The sequence below is a fragment of the Kitasatospora sp. NPDC048296 genome, from assembly GCF_043201815.1.
Taxonomy (GTDB): domain Bacteria; phylum Actinomycetota; class Actinomycetes; order Streptomycetales; family Streptomycetaceae; genus Kitasatospora.
On record NZ_JBICZB010000002.1, the window covers coordinates 85010 to 103282 of the forward strand.

17 protein-coding genes are annotated in these 18273 nt (G+C 73.1%); 13 read left to right on the plus strand and 4 right to left on the minus strand.

Features of this window, described 5'->3' with window-relative positions; genetic code table 11:
* The first annotated feature begins 501 nt into the window (after positions 1-501).
* From ACGF12_RS02130 to ACGF12_RS02150, 5 genes are all read left to right on the plus strand, one after another.
* Positions 502-1344: a nitrilase-related carbon-nitrogen hydrolase gene (locus tag ACGF12_RS02130; RefSeq protein WP_393024151.1), complete on the plus strand. Its 843-nt coding sequence runs from the start codon at positions 502-504 to the stop codon at positions 1342-1344.
* 11 nt (positions 1345-1355) lie between these two features.
* Positions 1356-2786, plus strand: a complete 1431-nt coding sequence (hydA, locus tag ACGF12_RS02135; RefSeq protein WP_393024153.1) for a dihydropyrimidinase — start codon at positions 1356-1358, stop codon at positions 2784-2786.
* Positions 2787-2863: 77 nt separating this feature from the next.
* A complete protein-coding gene (locus tag ACGF12_RS02140; protein WP_393024156.1) occupies positions 2864-3877 on the plus strand; it encodes a TIGR03842 family LLM class F420-dependent oxidoreductase in 1014 nt (337 codons plus the stop codon).
* A gap of 27 nt (positions 3878-3904) precedes the next feature.
* Positions 3905-5473 carry an NCS1 family nucleobase:cation symporter-1 gene (locus tag ACGF12_RS02145; RefSeq protein WP_393024158.1) on the plus strand — a complete coding sequence of 523 codons (1569 nt, stop codon included), beginning with the start codon at positions 3905-3907 and terminating at the stop codon, positions 5471-5473.
* A 201-nt stretch (positions 5474-5674) separates the two neighbouring features.
* Positions 5675-5941, plus strand: a complete 267-nt coding sequence (locus ACGF12_RS02150) for a GlsB/YeaQ/YmgE family stress response membrane protein (protein WP_380609509.1) — start codon at positions 5675-5677, stop codon at positions 5939-5941.
* A gap of 92 nt (positions 5942-6033) precedes the next feature.
* Here ACGF12_RS02150 and ACGF12_RS02155 read toward each other — a convergent pair whose 3' ends face one another.
* From ACGF12_RS02155 to ACGF12_RS02170, 4 genes are all read right to left on the minus strand, one after another.
* Complete coding sequence (locus tag ACGF12_RS02155) at positions 6034-6951, minus strand: ADP-ribosylglycohydrolase family protein (RefSeq protein ID WP_393024161.1); 918 nt, start codon at positions 6949-6951, stop codon at positions 6034-6036.
* Positions 6952-7058: 107 nt separating this feature from the next.
* Positions 7059-7646 carry a TetR/AcrR family transcriptional regulator gene (locus ACGF12_RS02160; protein WP_393024164.1) on the minus strand — a complete coding sequence of 196 codons (588 nt, stop codon included), beginning with the start codon at positions 7644-7646 and terminating at the stop codon, positions 7059-7061.
* A 54-nt stretch (positions 7647-7700) separates the two neighbouring features.
* Positions 7701-8714, minus strand: a complete 1014-nt coding sequence (locus ACGF12_RS02165; RefSeq protein ID WP_393024167.1) for an aldo/keto reductase — start codon at positions 8712-8714, stop codon at positions 7701-7703.
* Between the two features lie 132 nt (positions 8715-8846).
* On the minus strand, positions 8847-9704 hold the full coding sequence (locus ACGF12_RS02170) for a class I SAM-dependent methyltransferase (protein WP_393024169.1): 858 nt from the start codon (positions 9702-9704) through the stop codon (positions 8847-8849).
* 192 nt (positions 9705-9896) lie between these two features.
* Here ACGF12_RS02170 and ACGF12_RS02175 point away from each other — a divergent pair, with 192 nt between their 5' ends.
* The 8 genes from ACGF12_RS02175 (at position 9897) to paaE (ending at position 18263) form a co-directional block, all read left to right on the plus strand.
* Positions 9897-11255, plus strand: a complete 1359-nt coding sequence (locus tag ACGF12_RS02175; protein ID WP_393024172.1) for a sensor histidine kinase — start codon at positions 9897-9899, stop codon at positions 11253-11255.
* Positions 11252-11911, plus strand: coding sequence for a response regulator (locus ACGF12_RS02180; protein WP_387614174.1), 660 nt, complete (start codon positions 11252-11254; stop codon positions 11909-11911). The genes ACGF12_RS02175 and ACGF12_RS02180 overlap by 4 nt, the downstream gene beginning before the upstream one ends.
* 650 nt (positions 11912-12561) lie before the next feature.
* Positions 12562-14007 carry a M20 family metallopeptidase gene (locus ACGF12_RS02185; protein WP_393024175.1) on the plus strand — a complete coding sequence of 482 codons (1446 nt, stop codon included), beginning with the start codon at positions 12562-12564 and terminating at the stop codon, positions 14005-14007.
* Positions 14008-14388: 381 nt separating this feature from the next.
* Positions 14389-15327, plus strand: a complete 939-nt coding sequence (paaA, locus tag ACGF12_RS02190; RefSeq protein WP_393024617.1) for a 1,2-phenylacetyl-CoA epoxidase subunit PaaA — start codon at positions 14389-14391, stop codon at positions 15325-15327.
* The gene (paaB, locus tag ACGF12_RS02195; protein WP_355670425.1) at positions 15324-15641 is read left to right on the plus strand and encodes a 1,2-phenylacetyl-CoA epoxidase subunit PaaB; all 318 of its coding nucleotides are present in this window, start codon (positions 15324-15326) and stop codon (positions 15639-15641) included. Before paaA ends, paaB begins: the two co-directional genes overlap by 4 nt.
* Complete coding sequence (paaC, locus tag ACGF12_RS02200; protein WP_393024177.1) at positions 15625-16560, plus strand: 1,2-phenylacetyl-CoA epoxidase subunit PaaC; 936 nt, start codon at positions 15625-15627, stop codon at positions 16558-16560. Before paaB ends, paaC begins: the two co-directional genes overlap by 17 nt.
* An 8-nt stretch (positions 16561-16568) precedes the next feature.
* Positions 16569-17099, plus strand: a complete 531-nt coding sequence (gene paaD / locus ACGF12_RS02205; RefSeq protein ID WP_393024180.1) for a 1,2-phenylacetyl-CoA epoxidase subunit PaaD — start codon at positions 16569-16571, stop codon at positions 17097-17099.
* The gene (gene paaE, locus ACGF12_RS02210) at positions 17100-18263 is read left to right on the plus strand and encodes a 1,2-phenylacetyl-CoA epoxidase subunit PaaE (RefSeq protein ID WP_393024183.1); all 1164 of its coding nucleotides are present in this window, start codon (positions 17100-17102) and stop codon (positions 18261-18263) included.
* Positions 18264-18273: the final 10 nt, after the last annotated feature.

Below are 18273 nucleotides of genomic sequence, written 5' to 3' on the forward strand. Positions count from 1 at the left end.
CACTCGAAGTACCCGCCGCATCCGAAGCACGCTCCGCGCGCCTGCCGAGCGCTGCCATCCCCACCACCCCCTTGGTCCCGTTGCCACCCCGTGTCGTCGCCGTGCCGTCGTTCGATTCGACTGCCAGATACCCGAGTTCACGCCGCCAGGCGCCGATGCGGCGGCCCGTCGTGACGTCCATCGGCGTGTTACCCGCTGGCGGCGGATTCCGCACCCTGGGCGCTCGCTTTCACTCGAATGAGTAAGGAGCGCGCGTGTGGGGTAGATCAGCGTTTCATCCCACCCAGGGCCACCCGCGTGTCCGCGCAACAAGATCGCCCCAGACGCGTTACCGCCAACGTATTGTCAGGCCACCGAGGCCAGGCCTACCGTCTACAGATCGCTTTCTACGCACGTAGACCCCTGTGGCTCCCTGAGCGGACCGCAGGAGAGACCCGCCCCGTCAACCCTCAGACCGCGGGCCCGACCGCACGGCCGGACCGCGGAGTTGCGGAGGTACCCATGTCGCAGATCGTCCGTGCCGCGCTCGTCCAGACCCGCTGGACCGGCGACCAGGAGAGCATGATCGCGCTCCACGAGCGGTACGCCCGCGAGGCCGCCGCCCAGGGTGCGCAGATCATCGGCTTCCAGGAGGTCTTCAACTCCCCGTACTTCTGTCAGGTCCAGGAGCCCGAGCACTACCGCTGGGCCGAGGCCGTCCCGGACGGTCCGACCGTGCGCCGGATGCGGGAACTCGCCCGCGAACTCGGCCTGGTCATGGTCGTACCGGTCTACGAGGAGGAGCAGACCGGCGTCTACTACAACACCGCCGCCGTGATCGACGCGGACGGCAGCTACCTCGGCAAGTACCGCAAGCACCACATCCCGCAGGTCAAGGGCTTCTGGGAGAAGTACTACTTCAAGCCCGGCAACCTCGGCTGGCCCGTCTTCGACACCGCCGTCGGCAAGGTCGGCGTCTACATCTGCTACGACCGCCACTTCCCCGAGGGCTGGCGCGCCCTGGGCCTGGCCGGCGCGCAGATCGTCTACAACCCCTCCGCCACCAGCCGCGGCCTGTCCGCCTACCTGTGGCAGCTCGAACAGCCCGCCGCCGCCGTCGCCAACGAGTACTTCGTCGCCGCCATCAACCGGCTCGGCACCGAGGAGTACGGCGACAACGACTTCTACGGCACCTCCTACTTCGTGGACCCGCGCGGCCAGTTCGTCGGCGACGTCGCCTCCGACAAGGAGGAGGAACTCGTCGTCCGTGACCTCGACCTCGACCTGATCGAACAGGTCCGCCAGCAGTGGGCGTTCTACCGCGACCGCCGGCCCGACGCCTACGGACCGATCGCCGAGGCCTGAGGAGCACCGCGATGACCACCCGCGACCCGCAGCAGCGCACCGTCGTCCGCGGCGGCCTCGTCATCACCGCCGCCGACGAACTCCACGCCGACGTCCTGATCGAGGGCGAACGCATCGCCGCGCTGGCCGCCACCGGCAGCGCCGCCGCCGAGGCCTGGACCGCCGACACCGTCATCGACGCCACCGGCCACTACGTGATCCCGGGCGGCGTCGACGCCCACACCCACATGGAGCTGCCCTTCGGCGGCACCGCGGCCTCCGACACCTTCGAGACCGGCACCCGCGCCGCCGCCTGGGGCGGCACCACCACCATCGTCGACTTCGCCGTCCAGCCCGTCGGCGGCTCGCTGCGCGAGGGCCTGGACACCTGGCACGCCAAGGCCGAGGGCAACTGCGCGATCGACTACGCCTTCCACACCATCGTCTCCGACGTCAACGACGCCGTCCTCAAGGAGATGGACACGCTCGTCGACTCCGGCGAGTCCACCTCCTTCAAGCTGTTCATGGCCTACCCCGGCGTCTTCTACAGCGACGACGGCCGCATCCTGCGCGCCATGCAACGCGGCGCCGCCAACGGCGGGTTGATCATGATGCACGCCGAGAACGGCATCGCCATCGACGTCCTGGTCGAACAGGCCCTCGCCGCCGGGCACACCGCCCCGCGCTACCACGGCGAGGTCCGGCGCGAACTGCTGGAGGCCGAGGCCACCCACCGGGCCGTCAAGCTCGCCCAGGTGGCCGGTAGTCCGCTCTACGTGGTGCACGTCTCCGCCGCCTCCGCCCTCGCCGAACTCGCCCAGGCCCGCGATGCCGGGCTCAACGTCTTCGGCGAGACCTGCCCGCAGTACCTCTTCCTCTCCACCGACGACCTCGCCGAGGAGGGAACGGACGGCTTCGAGGGCGCCAAGTACGTGTGCAGCACGCCGCTTCGGCCCCGCGAGCACCAGGAGGCGCTCTGGCGCGGGCTGCGCACCAACGACCTCCAGGTGGTCTCCACCGACCACTGCCCGTTCTGCTACGTGGGGCAGAAGGAACTCGGCCGCGGCGACTTCTCGAAGATCCCCAACGGCCTTCCCGGCGTGGAGAACCGGATGGACCTGCTCCACCAGGCGGTGGTGGACGGGCGCATCAGCCGGCGGCGCTGGGTCGAGATCGCCTGCACCACCCCGGCCCGGATGTTCGGGCTGCACCCGCGCAAGGGCACCATCGCGCCGGGCGCCGACGCCGACCTGGTCGTCTACGACCCCACCGCGGTGCAGACCGTCTCCGCCGCCACTCACCACATGAACGTGGACTACTCGGCCTACGAGGGCCGCCGACTCACCGGCCGGGCACGGACGGTGCTCTCCCGCGGCACCGTCGTGCTGGACGAGGGCAGCTGGCTCGGCCGGGCCGGGCACGGCGCCTTCCTGCGCCGCGACACCTGCCAGTACCTGACCTGAACCCCTCCCTCTCCCGGCCGGGGCCGCGCGGCGCACGCCGGCCCCGGGCCGCCCTCCCACCCCTCCCGGAGCCACCCATGGACATCGGCCTCGTCCTGCAGACCGACCCGCCCGCCCGCCTGCTCATCGACCGGATGATCCGCGCCGAACGGGCCGGGTTCAGCCACGGTTGGACCTTCGACTCCTGTGTGCTGTGGCAGGAGCCGTTCGTCATCTACAGTCGCATCCTCGCCGAGACCGAGCGGTTGACCGTCGGCCCGATGGTCACCAACCCCTCCACCCGCACCTGGGAGGTCACCGCCTCCCTGTTCGCCACGCTCAACGACATGTACGGCAACCGCACCGTCTGCGGCATCGGCCGCGGCGACTCCGCCATGCGGGTCGCCGGACGCCGGCCCGCCACCCTCGACCGGCTCTCCCAAGCCATGCACGCCATCAAGGAGTTGGCCGAGGGGCGCGCCACCGAGGTGGACGGCGCCGAGATGCACCTGCCATGGGTGGGACCCGGCGCGGAGCTGCCGATCTGGATGGCCGCGTACGGCCCGAAGGCGCTCGCACTGACCGGTCGTCAGGCCGACGGATTCATCCTGCAGCTGGCCGACCCGTACCTCACCGAGTACATGATCAAGGCGGTCCGGGCCGCGGCCGCCGAGGCCGGCCGGGACCCGTCCTCGCTCACCATCTGCGTCGCCGCCCCCGCGTACGTCACCGCCGACGACTCGCCCGCCGCGCTGGCCCACGCCCGGGAGCAGTGCCGCTGGTTCGGCGGAATGGTCGGCAACCACGTCGCCGACCTGGTCGGCCACTACGGCGAGCACTCCGACCTGGTGCCCGAAGCGCTCACCGACTACATCAAGGGCCGCCAGGGCTACGACTACAGCCACCACGGCCGGGCCGGGAACCCCGACACGGCCTTCGTCCCGGACGAGATCGTCGACCGCTTCTGCCTCATCGGGCCGGTGGAGGCGCAGCGTGCCCGGCTGGCGGAACTCCGCTCGCTCGGCGTCGACCAGTTCGCCGTCTACGCCATGCACGACGCGGTCGAGTCCACCATCGACGCCTACGGAACGGACGTCATCCCTCACCTCTGATCCCTCCGTGCAAGACGGGAGTTGCCCATGGCCGACACCGCGACCGGCGGCGGACAGCGGCAGCACCCCGACGGCCGGGTCGAACTCGACCCGGCCGACCGGGTGTTGCCCCTCAACGGCTTCACCAGCGACGACCTGCGGCCGGTCCCGGTGCGGCGGCGCACCTGGACCACGTACAACTTCCTGGCGCTCTGGGTCGGCATGGCCCACAACATCCCGTCCTGGACGCTGGCTTCGGGCCTGGTCGCGATCGGCATGGACTGGAAACAGGCGGTGCTGACCATCGCGCTCGCCAACCTGATCGTGCTCGTCCCCATGCTGCTCACCGGGCACGCCGGCACCAAGTACGGCATTCCCTTCCCGGTGTTCGCCCGGGCCTCCTTCGGGCTGCGCGGCGCCAACCTGCCCGCGCTGATCCGGGCGGCGGTGGCCTGCGCCTGGTTCGGCATCCAGACCTGGATCGGGGGCGAAGGCATCTTCCTGCTGGCGGGCAAGCTGTTCGGTGAATCCTGGCGCACGGCTTCGGAGTTCGGCGGATACCCGTGGACGCAGTGGCTCTCCTTCCTGCTGTTCTGGCTGATCGAGATGGCCATCATCGCCCGCGGGATGGAGACGCTGCGGCGCTTCGAGAACTGGGCGGCGCCGTTCGTCATCGTCGGCGCGCTCGCCCTGCTGGTATGGATCTCCGTCAAGGCGGGCGGACTGGGGCCCCTGCTCTCCCAGCCCTCCCGACTCGGCTGGAACGGCGGGTTCTGGAAGGTCTTCTTCCCGTCGCTGATGGGGATGATCGGTTTCTGGTCCACCCTGTCGCTGAACATCCCCGACTTCACCCGCTTCGGCGGCAGCCAGCGGGCCCAGATCCGCGGCCAGGCGCTCGGCCTGCCGACGACGATGACGCTCTTCGCGCTGCTGTCGGTGCTGGTCACCTCGGGCTCCGAGGCGGTCTACGGTGAACCGGTGTGGGACCCGATCAAGCTGGCCGCGAAGATGGAGAACCCGGTCGCCGTCCTGTTCGCGCTGCTGACCGTCCTGGTCGCGACGCTGTCGGTGAACATCGCCGCCAACGTCGTCTCCCCGGCCTACGACCTGACCAACCTGTTGCCCAGGTTCGTCAACTTCCGTACCGGGGCACTGATCACCGGCGTGGTCGGGATCGCGATCTTCCCCTGGAGGCTGATCGCCGACCCGCACGTCTACATCTACGTCTGGCTGGGCGTGGTAGGCGGCCTGCTCGGGACGGTCGCCGGGGTGCTGATCGCGGACTACTGGGTGGTGCGCCGCACCCGTCTCCAACTCGTCGAGCTCTACCGGCCGTTCGGAGCGTACTGGTACACCGCCGGGTGGAACTGGCGGGCGGTCGCCGCACTGCTGGTCGGCGGCCTGCTGGCGGTCGGTGGCTCGTACTCGGCCGTCGACGGGCACGGGGTCAAACAGGGGCCGTTCCCGGTGGACGGGTTGGTCCCCTTCCTCAAGCCGCTCGCCGACTACGGCTGGGCGGTGGGCTTCGCGGCGGCGTCGGTGCTGTACCTGGGGCTCAGCGCGGTGTCCGGCGGGTGGCGGCGCGCGGGCGCGGGGCGCCACGCGGCGGGCGGGTGATCGGCGACCAGGATGCGGGCGGCCTCGGTGTTCCGAGCTGGACGGCGCGCCGGAAGGGCGCTACGCGCGGACCGGTCGGCTCGGGACGGGCGGCTCGCGCGCGCCCCGCCCGGACGGCGGAACCGGGCCCGTGGGAGGCGGCGTCCTTCCGGGCAGGGCGGGCGGACGGGGCCGCCGCGCCGCGGACGGGAGGATGGACGGATGAGCGTCATCGCGTGGATCGTGCTGGGCCTGGTGGCAGGCGCCCTGGCCAAGCTGCTGCTGCCCGGGAGGGACCCGGGCGGCCTGATCGTGACGACCCTGATCGGCATCGCCGGCTCCTTCGTCGGCGGCTGGATCGCGTCGCACTTCCTGCACAGGTCGATCACGGCGCGCTTCTTCGACGGGCCGACCTGGGTGTCGGCGATCGGCGGCGCGCTGGTGCTGCTGATCGCCTACCGACTGCTGTTCGGCAACTCGCGGCGCTGATCGCAGAGTTGCCTCGGACCCGACGAGGCGGCCCGCCGGGGGAGCGGCGGCCGGCCCGGACGTCTTCCCGGGACGTCCGGGCGCCGTTCGGTTCAGAGCCCCGTCGACACCTCGGCGACCCAGTCCGGCAGCTCCTCGCGGGCGGCGAGCCAGGCGGGCGGGACGTCCGCGAGCCCGGTGCGGGCGGCGACCACCCCGGCGGCGATGGCGCAGGTGGTGTCCATGTCGCCGGCGCCCTCCAGGGTGTGCCAGATCGCCTCGGGCAGCGAGTCCAGGTGCCCGGCGGCGGACCAGAGGGCGAACGGGACGGTGTCCGGGGCGGAGATCATCAGCCCCGAGCCCAGTACGGTGGCCGCGTGCCGGACGCTGGTGTGCCCCGGCATCCGGGCGGCGATCCGCAGACCGGAGCGGACCTCGCTGTCCGGCAGTCGCCCGGCCACCTCGCTCAACAACTCGGCCCGGCCGGGTGGGGTTTGCCCCCGGCTGCGGACGGCGAGCGCCGCGGCGAGTGCGACCGCCACCGCCCCGGCGACCGCCTCGGGGTGGAAGTGCGTGGTGAGCGCCTGGAGTTCGGCCTGCCGGACCGTCTCGTCCAGGTCGTCGGCGAACCAGGCGCCCAGCGGGGCGACCCGCATCGCCGCGCCGTTCCCGTGCGAGCCCTGACCCTCGAACTGGCCCGAGGTGATGGCGCGCCAGTCCCCGCCGGAGCCGATCCCGCGCAGCACCCGGTGCATCGAGGGACCGTACTTGCGTGCGTACTCGCGGGTGTACTCCGCCGCGAACTCCTCGGCCAGCGCGTCCTGTCGGACCTCGCCGCGGGTGGTCAGGTGGCGGACCAGGACGAGGGCCATCGCGGTGTCGTCGGTCCAGTGCCAGGGCGCCGGGCGGGCCAGCCGGGCGGCCAGGGCGGCGGACGTCTCGTCGGCCGGGACCGAGAACCAGCGGTCGCCGAAGGCGTCGCCGAGGGCGAGCCCCCGCAGGCTGTCCAGGACCGGGCCGGCCGCACGCATGTCATCCTCCAAGTGAGATCAACTGTGTGCGACAGTCTGCCCGACGGCCGAGGCGCCGGCGACCGGATTTCACTCCGGACGCCGGCGCCTGGACCCGATGATCTGCGTCACTTCGCCTTCAGGCCACCGAGAACGAGCTTCCAGACGGCCTCGAAGCGCTCGTCCGCGGCCGGCTCGGACCAGGTGGGCGCATAGGCCGGGTCGTGGAAGGGGGCGGTGGCGTCGAAGACCGCGCGGGAGGTGGTGAGGACGTGGGCGAGCTTGAACTCCTTGCCGTCGATGCCGTCCTGGACGATCTGCGCGATCTGCTTGACCAGGGTGTCGATGTGCGCCGCCACGGTGCCGCTGTTCTCGTCGACCAGCACCATGTAGGTGGCGAACAGCTCCGGATCGTCCAGCGCCTTCTTCCGCTTGGCCGCGAACAGCGTGCTCAGCCAGCGCTTGAGACGCTCGGCCGCGCCGCCGGCGTCGGTCGAGATGGTCTCCAGCTCGTGGTGCGCCTGGTCGAGCCAGCGCTGGGTGACCGCCTCGCGCAGGGCGGCCTTGCTGGGGAAGTGGCGGTAGACGCTGCTGTGGCTGACGCCGAGGTCGCGGGCGACGTCCACGACGGTGGCCTTGGCCGGGCCGAACCGACGCAGGACCTCCTCCGCCGCGATCAGGATCTGCTCGGCGGTGAGTGCGGTGTCCGTGGTCACGGGGAGGGCCGTCCTTAGGGTCGTGCGGTCAGGTGGTGCGGAGGTTTCCGCTGGTCAGCGTTCGCTGTCCAGGTTCGCCATCTGCGCGGCAGCGTACCGGTCGCCAGCGGCGGCACCGGCGGGGACGGCCGCCTCGATGGCGGCGAGGTCCTCTGCGGTCAGCGTGACGTCCAGCGCGCCGAGGGCCTCGGTCAGGCGCTCCCGGCGACGGGCGCCGATCAGCGGGACGATGTCCTCGCCGCGCGAGGCGGCCCAGGCGATGGCGACCTGGGCGACGCTCGCGCCCTTGGCGGTGGCGACCTGGCGCAGCGCCTCGACGAGCGTGAGGTTGTGGGTCAGGTTGTCGCCCTGGAAGCGCGGGCTCTGGCCGCGGAAGTCGGTGCCGGCCAGCGGGCGGTCCTGGTCCCAGTGGCCGCTGAGCAGGCCGCGGGAGAGCACGCCGTACGCGGTGATGCCGATGCCGAGTTCACGGGCGGCGGGCAGTACGGCGGCCTCGATCGAGCGGGAGAGCAGCGAGTACTCGATCTGCAGGTCGCTGATCGGGTGGACGGCGGAGGCGCGGCGCAGGGTGTCGGCGCCCACCTCGGACAGGCCGATGTGGCGGACGTAACCGGCCTTCACCAGGTCGGCGATGGCGCCGACGGTCTCCTCGATGGGCACCTTGGGGTCGAGGCGGGCCGGGCGGTAGATGTCGATGTGGTCGGTGCGCAGGCGGCGCAGGGTGTAGGCGAGCGCGGTCTTGGTGGCCGCCGGGCTCGCGTCGTAGCCGAGCCACTGGCCGTTCGGGTCGCGCTGGGCGCCGAACTTCACGCTGATCTGCACGCTCTCGCGGTCGCGGCCGCGCAGTGCCTCGTGGATCAGCAGCTCGTTGTGGCCCATGCCGTAGAAGTCGCCGGTGTCGAGGAGGGTGACTCCGGCGTCCAGGGCGGCGTGGATGGTGGCGATGCTCTCGGCCTCGTCGGCCGGGCCGTAGAGGTCGGACATGCCCATGCAGCCGAGGCCGAGGGCGGAGGTGACGGGCCCGGAGGTGCCGAGCGCGCGCTGTGCGGGGCGGGTGGTCGAGGCCATGAGTACTCCAGGGACGGGTGTGGCGCCGGGGGGCGGGTGGTGTGACCCGGGTCTCACTATGGCATGGCAGCGAACAGATTTCAAAATCTGTTCGCTGTCGTCTGTTATCTGTCATCTGAAATCTGTCGACTGTCATCTGTTCGGATCGGGCTCCGGAGTGAGGGCAAGGGCGAGGGCAGGGGCAGTGGCGGAGGCGGGCGGGGCCGGGGTCGGCGCCCAGTCCTGCCGTCCGCCCGGCGAGCGCAGCAGGTAGGCCCGGGCGGGCGGCAGGTTGCGCCACACCGTGCGCTCGCCCAGCCCGTACGTCGCCTCGAAGCGTCGCAGCAGCCGTGCCACCACCCGGTGGCGGGCGACCCGGCGGGGCCCGGAGGTGAGCGTGCGTGCCGTCGTGGTGCCGAGGTAGCCGAAGTAGGTCAGCTCCCCGCCGGGCGCCAGCAGCCGTAGGTAGAGGTTGAGGAGGTCCCGGACCTGGGTCGGCTCGAAGTTCGTGAACGGCAGGCCGGACACGATCACGTCGTACCGCTCCTCGGAGCCCGGGGCGGCCCCCGCGACCTCGGCCCCCGCGGCCTCGACTCCCGCCTCCGGCAGCTCCTCCACTCGGCAGGCCGAGAGTCGCAGCCCCACCCCCGGTCGGCGCGCCGCCAGGGCCGGGTCCTCCCGCAGCCGCTCGGCGAACCGCGGGTTCGCCTCGACCACGTGCAGCCGGTCGCCGGGGCGCAGTACCTGGGCCAGCCGCCGGGTCACCGCCCCCGTCCCGGCGCCTACCTCCAGCACCGAGATCGGCCGGTTCGGACGGCTGGTCGCCGGCACCACCAGCGCGTTCACCAGCTCCGCGCCGCTCGGTGCCAGCGCGCCGGTGTCGTGGAAGGTGCGCAGCGCCTCGGCGAGGAACAGCAGGTGGTCCCCGCCGGACGGCGAGTCGAGTGCGCCGTGCGAACTGGTCTGCGGCGGAAGGGAGTCGGGGCGGTGGAGGAGCTGTCCGTTCGTCATGCCGTCGACGCTAGGGAGACCGGGCGGGCCCGGAATCGGCCGGAGAGCGGCATCGCCCCCCGACCAAAGTCGAGGGTGCGGCTACCCGGGAGACGGGAGCGCCGCGTCGCCGCCCGCCCTAGCATCGAGCGAGCGAATGGACGGACAGGCAGACGGACAGGCGGACGGACGAGGCGGGAGGGGAGGAGCCTGATGCGCACTGGCCTGCTCGGCTGGTTCGGCCCGGACCGCCGGCCCTGGACCGACACACTGCTGCTGCTCGGCGTCCTCGCCCTCACCGTGGAGGAGGGTCTCGTCCAGTGGCTGAACACCGACAGCCCGCTGCGCCTGCCTCGGACGGCCATGGCCGCGCTCGCCGCGCTGTCCCTGCTGTTCGCCCGCCGCTACCCGGTGGCCTCCGCCGTCCTGCCGGTGCTCACCGGCGGCCTGTTCAACCGGGCCTTCCCGGCTCTGTTCAGCGTCTACTACCTCGCCTCCCTCGGGCGGATCGCACCGGCAGTGGTCGGCGGCGCGGCGATTGCGGTACTCAGCGCGACCGGCGCCGACTCGCTGGTCGGCTGGGCGGGCACCATCGGCTCCCAACTCCTCGTCCAGGCCGCCGTCCTGTCCGTCGGGCTGTGGCTGCACGGCCGCCGGGTGCTGATCCGCACCCTGCACGAACAGGTCGAAACGCTGCGCCGCGAGCGGGAGTTGCGTGCCGAGCAGGCCAGATCCGCCGAACGCGCCCGGATCGCCCGGGAGATGCACGACGTGCTGGCCCACCGCCTCAGTCTGCTGGTGCTGCACGCCGGGGTGCTGCGCGACCAGGCCCGCGCCGGGACCGCCGCCGCCGACCCGGACCGGCTCACCCACCGCCTCGAACTGCTGCGCACCGCCGCCGCCCGCTCGCTCGACGACCTGCGCGACGTCCTCGGCGCCCTGCGTGCCGACCCGCCGGAGTGGCCCGCCGCCGAGGACGAGCGGCCCGGGCCGACCGGGACGACCCGTGTCCCGGCGCCCGCCCTGCGCGACCTGACCGAGCTGGTCGGCGAGGCGATCCAGGCCGGGCAGCAGGTCGAACTCGCCGTCTCCGGCGACCCGGAGGCCGTACCGACCACCCACCGGCTGGCCGTCCACCGGGTCGTCCAGGAAGCGCTGACCAACGCCCGCAAGTACGCGCACGCCGCGCCCGTCACCGTCCGGGTCGGCTACGGCGGGCCCGCGACCACCGTCGAGGTCCGCAACGGTCCGGGCGGGGCGTCGCCGAACGGGTCCGGCATCGGCGGCGGGTACGGCCTGGTCGGACTCGGTGAACGGGTCGGCGCACTGGGCGGTCACCTCGACGCGGGCCCGGACGCCGCCGGCGGCTTCCGGCTCTCCGTCCGGTTGCCCGCGCCGGACCGCCCGCCGCAGCCGTTCCCCGCCCCCGGCGGTGCTCCGACCCCGCGGCCACCGACCGCGGAGCCACCGATCGCGGAGCCACCGCCCCCGGAGCCGCTGGCCCAGGAACCATCGGTCCCGCAGCCGCCGCCCCCGGAGCCAACGATCCCGCAGCCCAAGGACGCCTCATGATCCGCACGATGGTGGTCGACGACGACGCGCTGGTTCGCCTCGGTCTGGTCGACCTCCTCGCCCAGGACCCGGCCCTGACCGTGGTCGCCGAGGCCGCCGACGGGCTGCAGGCCGTCGAGCTCGCCCGCGGCCACCGGATCGACGTCGCGCTGATGGACATCCGGATGCCCCGGCTCGACGGTATCGCCGCCACCCGGCGGCTGCGCGAACTGCCGGACGGCCCGCGGGTGATCGCGCTCACCACCTTCGACCTGGACGAGTACGTGTACCAGGCGCTCGCGGCCGGGGCCGACGGCTTCCTGCTCAAGGACACCCCGCCCGCCGAGATCGCCCGGGCCGTCCACGTGGTCGCCGGGGGCCAGGGGATGCTGCACCCGGCGGCCGCGCGACGGCTGATCGACCGATACCACCGGGTCGGCGCGCCCCGGTCGGTCGCCGCCCGCAGCCGGGTCGCCGGGCTCACCCCGCGTGAGACCGACGTGCTGCGCGAACTCGCCGACGGGCTGTCCAACGCCGAGATCGCGGGCGTGCTGGGGATGCGGGAGAGCACCGTCAAGGCGCACGTCAGTCGGATCCTGACCGCGCTCGGCGTGGGCAACCGGGTCCAGGCCGCGCTGCTCGCACGGGATGCGGGGGTGGTCGGGGACGGTGCCTGACGACGGGCGCGCGCGAGGGCGGGGTGGGGCGCAGTGCCGGACGGTGTTCACACGGATGTTCCCCGGACGTCAGGCCGGGCGTCGCGACGGGCTTCCCTGAGCCGCCGCGTGCCCCCGGTTCGTACCGCCTGCTGAGCCGCTGTCACCCATCCGGCCTGGAAATGCCGTGCCTTGGCGGTTTGCGCTGCCGAACCCGGGCGGCAGGTCCATGGTGGAGATGGGCGCGATCCGGCGACCGCGCCCGCGTGCCGATCCGGGCCCGCGCGCCGAGCGCCCGTCGCCGTTGTCCGACGGGCGTGCCAGGTTGGGGCCGGTACCGGCACGCTGGGAGCAGGGCCACCTCGCAGGAAACCGAACGGTTCTTCTAGGCTCACATCTCGGCTTCCCTGCGGCGGTCCGGCTTCCGCGCCCGCTGCCAGGAGACCGCCGTGTACGGGGCTCCGGGCGGACCGGGGCACCGGATCGAGCGAGGAGGACGCAATGCCAAGCACGCCGCCCAGCCGTTCCACCGCACTTGGGCCAGACTGGCCGTTCCGACCGGCCGTGAATCATCCCGGCCGACCGGTGCGGTCCGGGCGGGCCTGGCACCCGGGCGGGAGCGGTCGGCCGGTACGGCCGCTGAATACCGGCGGCGGCCGCGGAGGCGAGCGTTGAGTCCCCAGATCGTCGGGTCGCCGGCCGCGCCGGGTGCCGCCGCCGAACCCGACCGCGTACCGGTGACTGTTCCCGCCGCCGCCGACGGCGAGGCCCTCGTGGTCGCCGCCGGTGCCGCTGCCGCTTCCGGTACTGTGCCCGGAACCGCGCCCGGAACCGCTTCCGCTACCGTCACGTCTGCCACGCCTGCCAAGTCCGCCACTTCTGCGGCTTCCAGTACTTCCAGCACCTCCGCGACGGCCAAGTCCGCCGCTGCCGGTGCCACTGCGGCGCTGCCCGGCCTGCCGCAGGCGCTCAGCGCCCGTGCCCGTACCCTCGCCGGTGCCGTCCGGCGGCGCTGCGCCGACTTGGCGCGGATCGAGTCGCCGAGCGGGGACGCGCCCAGACTCGACGCACTGGCCGAGGAGTTGGCGGCTGGCTTTCGGGCCACCGGGGCCACTGCCCGCCGCGAACCCGGGCCAGCCGGTGACCATCTCGTCCTGGAGTGGGAGGGGCGCGACGAGACGCTGCCGCATCTGCTGATCGTCGGCCACCACGACACCGTCTGGCCGGTCGGCACCCTGGCCGACTGGCCGGTGGCCGAGCAGGACGGGCGGCTCACCGGGCCCGGCGTGGTCGACATGAAGGGCGGACTCGCCATCCTGGAGGGCGCGTTGGCGCTGCTCGCGGACCTGGGGGAGCGGCCGCACCGCACCGTGCGGCTGGTCGTGGTCTCCGACGAGGAGGTCGGCAGCCCGGACGGGCGTCGCCTGGTCGAGCGCCAACTGCGCGGGGCGGCGGCGGCGCTGGGGCTGGAGCCCCCGCATCCGGACGGCCGGCTGAAGACCGCGCGGCGCGGCAGCACCCGGGTCCGGCTCACCGTGACCGGGCGGGAGGCCCACGCGGGCAACGACGCCCACGACGGGGTGTCGGCGGTGGACGAGCTCGTCGACCAGCTGGTGCTCGTCCGCGGACTCGCGGGCCAGCCCGGTACCGAGCTCAACGCCGGTCGGATCAGCGGGGGTTCGCGGGCCAATGTGGTGGCCGGTCGGGCCGAGGCGGAGCTCGGCCTGCGGTTCGCCACCGCGGAGGCGCAGCGCCGTACGCTGGACAACCTCGCCCGGCTGACCGCGCTGCGCCCGGGCGCCCGGGTGCGGACGGAGGTGCTGTCCAGCCGCCCGGCCTGGCCCGAGCGGACCGGCAACCCGCTGCTGCGGCACGTGCGTTCGCTCGCCGCGGTGCTCGGGCAGCAGTTGGACGGCGCCCCGGCGGGCGGGGCCGGGGACACCAACCTGCCGGGTTCGCGCGGACTGCCGACGTTGGACGGCTTCGGTGCGGTGGGTGCCGGCGCCCACGCCCGGCACGAGTACATCCGGCTGGACGAGCTCGCTCCGCGGATCGCGCTGCTGGCGGCGCTGCTCGCGGTGCCGCTGCCACGGTTGCGGGACCGCGGGGAGGGATGAGCCGAGCTGGCGGGGGGCGACCTGACAGGAGACGGCTAACAGGCCACAGCTAACAGAACACGGCTAACAGATAACAGCTGACAGATTTCAGATTCTGTCAGCTGTTATCTGTTTCTGCGCCTGTCCACACCCGGCGCGCGCCCACAGTCGTCCCGCCTGTACGTCGCCGCCCCTCGCCGTCCCTTGCCATCCCTTGCCATCCCTCCTCCCCACCGCGCAGAATGGGACCGACCGAACGGTCAGTCGGTTGGTGCTCGGCGTCGACGCAGGGAATGCCGAAGCAGTAAACAGCCGATGCAGGAAACAGGAGAGGGGCCCGTGGTGACAGCAGAGGTGGCCGAGCCGGTCCCCGCGCAGACACCGGAGGACCGTTTCGAGGCGGTGGTCGCCGCCGAGCAGCGGATCGAACCCAGGGACTGGATGCCCGACGCCTACCGGGCCACCCTGATCCGCCAGATCGCCCAGCACGCCCACTCCGAGATCATCGGCATGCAGCCCGAGGGCAACTGGCTCACCCGGGCCCCCTCGCTGCGCCGCAAGGCGATCCTGCTCGCCAAGGCCCAGGACGAGGCCGGCCACGGCCTCTACCTCTACGCCGCCGCCGAGACCCTCGGCGTCGACCGCGCCGAGCTCACCGAGAAGCTGATCAGCGGCCGCCAGAAGTACTCCTCGATCTTCAACTACCCCACCCTCACCTTCGCCGACGTCGGCGTGATCGGCTGGCTGGTGGACGGCGCCGCGATCTGCAACCAGGTCCCGCTCTGCCGCTGCAGCTACGGTCCGTACGCCCGCGCGATGGTGCGGATCTGCAAGGAGGAGTCCTTCCACCAGCGCCAGGGCTACGAGCTCCTGATGACCCTGATGCGCGGCACCGAGGCGCAGCGCCGGATGGTCCAGGACGCCGTCGACCGCTGGTGGTGGCCGTCGCTGATGATGTTCGGCCCCTCGGACGCCGACTCGCCGAACACCGCCCGCTCGATGGCCTGGCGGATCAAGCGCCACACCAACGACGAGCTGCGCCAGCGCTTCGTCGACATGACCGTCCCGCAGGCCGAGCACCTGGGCGTCACCCTTCCCGACCCCGAGCTGCGCTGGAACGAGGAGCGCGGCGGCTGGGACTTCGGCGAGCCGGACTGGTCCGAGCTGACCAGGGTCATCCACGGCCAGGGCCCCTGCAACGCCCAGCGGATCGACCGTCGGCGGGCCGCTCACGAGGACGGCGCCTGGGTGCGCGAGGCGGCCGTCGCCTACGCCGCCAAGCGCGCCGCCGAACAGACCGCAGCCGCCGAGCAGCACACCGAACAGGAGAACGGAAAGTGACCGAGCCCAAGGCTGAGTCCCCGGCTGAGTCCAAGGCCGGCTGGCCGCTGTACGAGGTGTTCGTGCGCCCCCGGCGCGGCCTGAACCACGTCCACGTCGGCTCGCTGCACGCCAGCGACGACCGGATGGCCCTGCTCGCCGCCCGCGACCTGTACACCCGCCGCAACGAGGGCGTCAGCCTGTGGGTGGTCCGCTCGGACGCGATCACCGCCTCCACCCCGGACGAGCGCGACCCGTTCTTCGAGCCCAGCGGCGACAAGGTCTACCGCCACCCGACCTTCTACGACATCCCCGAGGATGTCCCGCACATCTGACGGGGGAGCCACCGTGCACGACCACACCACGTCCGCCACCGAGGACGACCACGTCTACCTCAGCCTCGTCGATGCCACGCCCGGCCCCGAGGGCGAGGGCCGCTGGGCGTACGGGACGGGCTTCGCCGACCCGCTGCTCGGCGTGGACACCGCCCTGCCCGCCGGCCTGGACGGCGCCGACCTCGCCGACTACTGCCAGATGCTCGGCGACGACGCCCTGATCCTCGCCCAGCGGCTGATCGAGTGGTGCACCCGGGCGCCCGAGCTGGAGGAGGAGGTCGCGCTCGCCAACCTCGGCCTCGACCTGCTCGGCCAGGCCCGGCTGCTGCTCACCCGGGCCGGGCAGGCGGACGGCTCCGGCCGCACCGAGGACGACCTGGCGTACTGGCGGGAGGAGCACGAGTTCCGCAACGTCCGCCTGGTGGAGACCCCGAACGGCGACTTCGCGTACTCGATCGCCCGGCTGCTGCTGTTCGCCACCGCCCGCGGTGCCCTGTACGAGGCGCTGAGCGCGCACCCCGACCCGGTGCTGGCCGCGGTCGCCACCCGGGGCGTCAAGGAGCTGGCCTACCACCGCGAGTACGCCAGCGCCTGGACGCTGCGCCTCGGCGACGGAACACCGTACTCGGCGGAGCGGATGCAGGCCGGGCTGGACGCGGTCTGGCCGCTGCTGGAGGAACTGTTCACCGGGCACCCGGCGGAGCTTCGGGTGGGCGCCGACCCGGCGGAGCTGCGCGAACCGGTGCTGCGCTCGCTCGGCGCCGTCATCGCCGAGGCCGGGCTGACGGTGCCGGACGTCCCGCCGCTGGCCACCGTGCTCGGCCGGGCCGGCCGGGACGGGGTGCACACCGAGGCGCTCGGCCCGCTGCTGGCCGAACTGCAGGTGCTGGCCCGCGCACACCCGGGGGCGACGTGGTGACGGACACCGTGACCACCACCCGGGACCTGGCCTGGTCGGTCGCCGCGGCCGTCCCGGACCCGGAACTGCCCATGCTCACCCTGGCCGACCTGGGCGTGCTGGCCGAGGTCGAGGTGGACGGCGCCGGCGGCGCGGTGACCGCCTGGCTGACCCCGACCTACTCGGGCTGCCCGGCCGTCGCCGAAATGGCCGCCGACGTCGACCGCCGGCTGCGCGCGGCCGGGTACCTGGACGTCCGGGTGCGGCTGCGGCTGGACCCGCCGTGGTCCACCGACCTGATCACCGCGGAGGGCCGCCGCAAGCTCGCCGAGGCGGGCATCGCCCCGCCGCGCCCGGCCTCGGCCGTCGGCGCCGCCGGGGCCGGTCCGGTGCCGCTGACCCTCGGGTCCACCCGCATCGGAGCCGTGGCCCCCGTGCCCTGCCCGCTCTGCGGCGGCACCGACACGGAGGAGCTGTCCCGCTTCGGTTCCACCGCCTGCAAGGCGCTCTGGCGCTGTCGCGCCTGCCGTGAGCCCTTCGAACGCGTCAAGGAGATCTGAATGCCCGCCGCCTCTCCCGCAGCCACCCCTGCCGCGTCCGCCACGTCCGGCACCTCCGCCACGGACACCGTGCGCCCCGCCCGGCGCCCGAGCTTCCACCGGCTGCCGATCGACCGGGTGGAGCGGCTCTGCGACGACGCCGTGGCGGTGACCTTCGCGGTGCCGGACGGCCTGGCCGCCGAGTACGCCTTCCGCCCCGGGCAGACCCTGACCCTGCGCAAGGTGGTGGACGGCGCCGACGAGCGCCGCTCGTACTCGATCTGCGCCCCCGTCGGCGGCCCGCTGCGGATCGCCGTCCGGGAGGTGCCCGGCGGGCTGTTCTCGCGCTGGCTGGTGCGTGAGGCCCGGCCCGGCGAGGAGGTGGAGGTGCTGACCCCGTCCGGCCTGTTCACCCCCGAACTCGGCCTCCCCGCCGACCACGTGCTGCTCGCGGCCGGCTCCGGCATCACCCCGATGCTGTCGATCGCCGCCTCCGTGCTGGCCGCCGACCGCCGCTCCACCGTCACCCTGCTCTACGGCAACCGGCGCAGTGACACCGTGATGTTCGCGGACGAGCTGGCCGACCTGAAGGACCGCTACCTCGGCCGCTTCCAGCTGGTCCACGTGCTGTCCCGGGAGACCAGGGACGCCGAACTGCTCAGCGGCCGGCTGGACCCGGAGCGGGTCCGGGCCCTGCTCGCGGCGCTGGTGGACGTCGCCGGCGTCGGGCACTGGTGGCTGTGCGGCCCGTTCGGCATGGTCGCCGGGGCGAAGGAGCTGCTCGCCGAGCTGGCGGTGCCGGGCGAGCGGGTGCACCAGGAGCTGTTCCACGCCGAGGACGAGCCGCTCGCCGAGCGCGACGAGGACTGGGACCGCGCGGACGGCGACGCCGAGGGCGCGCCCGGCGAGCGCAGCGAGGTCACCGTCGTCCTCGACGGCCGCGGCAGCACCCTCACCCTCCCGCGCGACCGTTCGATCCTGGACGGCGCCCAGCGCTCCCGCCCCGACCTGCCCTTCGCCTGCAAGGGCGGGGTCTGCGGCACCTGCCGCGCCCTGGTCACCGAGGGCGAGGTGGAGATGCGCCGCAACTTCGCGCTGGAGGAGAAGGAGCTGGCGGCCGGCTACGTCCTCACCTGCCAGGCCCGTCCGCTCACCGACCGGGTGACGGTCGACTACGACCGCTGAGCCGCTGTGG